Annotated in this window: 2 protein-coding genes; both read left to right on the forward strand. The window is 66.4% G+C overall.

All coding sequences use genetic code 11. The features are described 5' to 3' along the window. Positions 1–285 (forward strand): sigma-70 family RNA polymerase sigma factor (locus RMQ73_RS04895; RefSeq protein WP_310496940.1); only part of this gene is annotated, 285 nt, incomplete at its 5' end. 70 nt (positions 286–355) lie between these two features. Beyond that, positions 356–1,930 (forward strand): hypothetical protein (locus RMQ73_RS04900; RefSeq protein ID WP_310496942.1); only part of this gene is annotated, 1,575 nt, incomplete at its 3' end.

Genomic DNA, 1,930 nt, shown 5'->3' on the forward strand with positions numbered 1-1,930 from the left:
GACGGTTTCCTTGAGGTTGGCATGAATGGCGGCATCGACTGGGATGACGGCGTTCTTGTCCTCAATGAAATCGCCACCCGTGTGCTGGCCTCGCTTACGCCGCGCGAGGAGCGCGTGCTGCGCATGCGTTTCGGCATCGGCATGAACACCGACCACACGCTGGAAGAAGTCGGCCAGCAATTCAGCGTTACCCGCGAGCGCATCCGCCAGATCGAAGCCAAGGCGCTGCGCAAGCTCAAGCACCCGTCGCGGTCGCGCAAGATGCGCTCGTTCCTCGACGTTTGATCCGCTGCCGATTGCAGTGAACACATGACAGGCGGTTGCCAATGGCAGCCGCCTGTTTCACGATGGCGGCATGGCCATTCGCTTCATACTCGCCCTGTCCGCAGCTACCGCGCTGGCTGCGCCCGCCAGCCCGCCGGTTTCGCCTGCTGATGCGGCGCTGGCCAAGGCCGTTGCCGCCAACAATTGCATGACCGGCGAGGGCGCCGGCGCGGCGGCTTCGGCCAGCAAGGCCGTGCTGGTTGCCGGCCTGACACCGGCGCATATGCCTGCCAGCAGCGTTGCCGAGGCACAGGCGTTCTTCGATCAGGGCCTTGGGCAGTTGTTCGGCTTTGATTATGACGAGGCGCTCAAAAGCTTTCGGCGGGCTGCCGCAATCGATCCGGATTGCGCAATGTGCGGTTGGGGCGAGGCGCTGGCGCTTGGCCCCTATGTCAACAGCGGGCCTGTCGGTGCAGCCGTGATTGCCGAGGCGCGGGCAGCTACCACCCGCACGCTGGCGAGCAACCGCCTGTCGGAACGGGACCGTGCGCTGGCCGAGGCCGTGCATGCCCGGCACGCACCCGGCGGCCGGCAGGACGGTGTGCACGGCGACCTGTATGCCGACACCATGACCGGGCTGGTGGCGCGTTGGCCCGGCGACGATCTGGTGGCAATCCTGGCCACCGAGGCCATCATGACCAGCCAGCCATGGGATTACTGGAAACCCGGCGGCACCGTGCCCAAAAAGCGTGCCGGCACGGCACTGGAGCTGGTTGACCGCGTCTTGGCGCGTTCGCCGAATGACCCGCAGGCGATCCATCTGCTCATTCATCTGACCGAGGCATCGGCCAATCCGGCACGCGCCGCTGGCCCCGCTGCCCGTCTCGAAGGACTGGCGCCGGCTGCACCGCACATGGTGCACATGCCGAGCCACACCTGGTACAATATCGGCCGGTTCGACGAGGCGATCGCTGCCAACCAGCGCGCCGTTGCAGCAGATGAATCCTATGCCCGCAAGGTCGGCGATGACCCGAAAAACTATGGCTATTTCAACCATCACACCCATTTCATCCTGTCGTCGGCCACCCAGACCGGCGACCGCACGGCGGCATTGGCAGCGGCGACGGCGCTTGAGGGGGCCGTCGATCCGGACAAGGTCACGACATCGCCCTGGCTTGAAATGCGGCTGATCACGGCGCTGCTGGCCCGAAGCCATTTTCTGCCCGCTGCCGAACTGCTGGCCCTGCCCGCGCCCGATAAACGCCTGCTGCGAATGCGGCTGACCTGGCACGGCGTCCGTGCCGAGGCCCATGCCATGCTGGGCGATACAGTGTCGGCAAAGACCGAAGTGCGGGCATTGCAGGCCGCGCTGAGCCAGATCGGATACCCGTCGCAAGACGACCGGACGCTGGCGGCACTTGTCGAACGCGTGGCCCGCGGACGTATTGCTGCGGCCGAAGGAAAGCCAAAAGAGGCCTTGCGCCAGTATCGCCGCGCCGAGCAGGTCGAAGCCGGGCTTCCCTATAGCGAGCCGCCGCTCTGGCCGATCCCGGTGGCTGTGTTGTCGGGCCAGTTGCGGCTGAAACAGGGTGACAATGGCGGCGCTGCGGCTGATTTCCGCCGCGCATTGGCCGGGCGCCCCGGTAGCCGCCTGGCCAGCGCCGGG

This window comes from Sandarakinorhabdus sp. (assembly GCF_031430775.1).
GTDB lineage: Bacteria > Pseudomonadota > Alphaproteobacteria > Sphingomonadales > Sphingomonadaceae > Sandarakinorhabdus.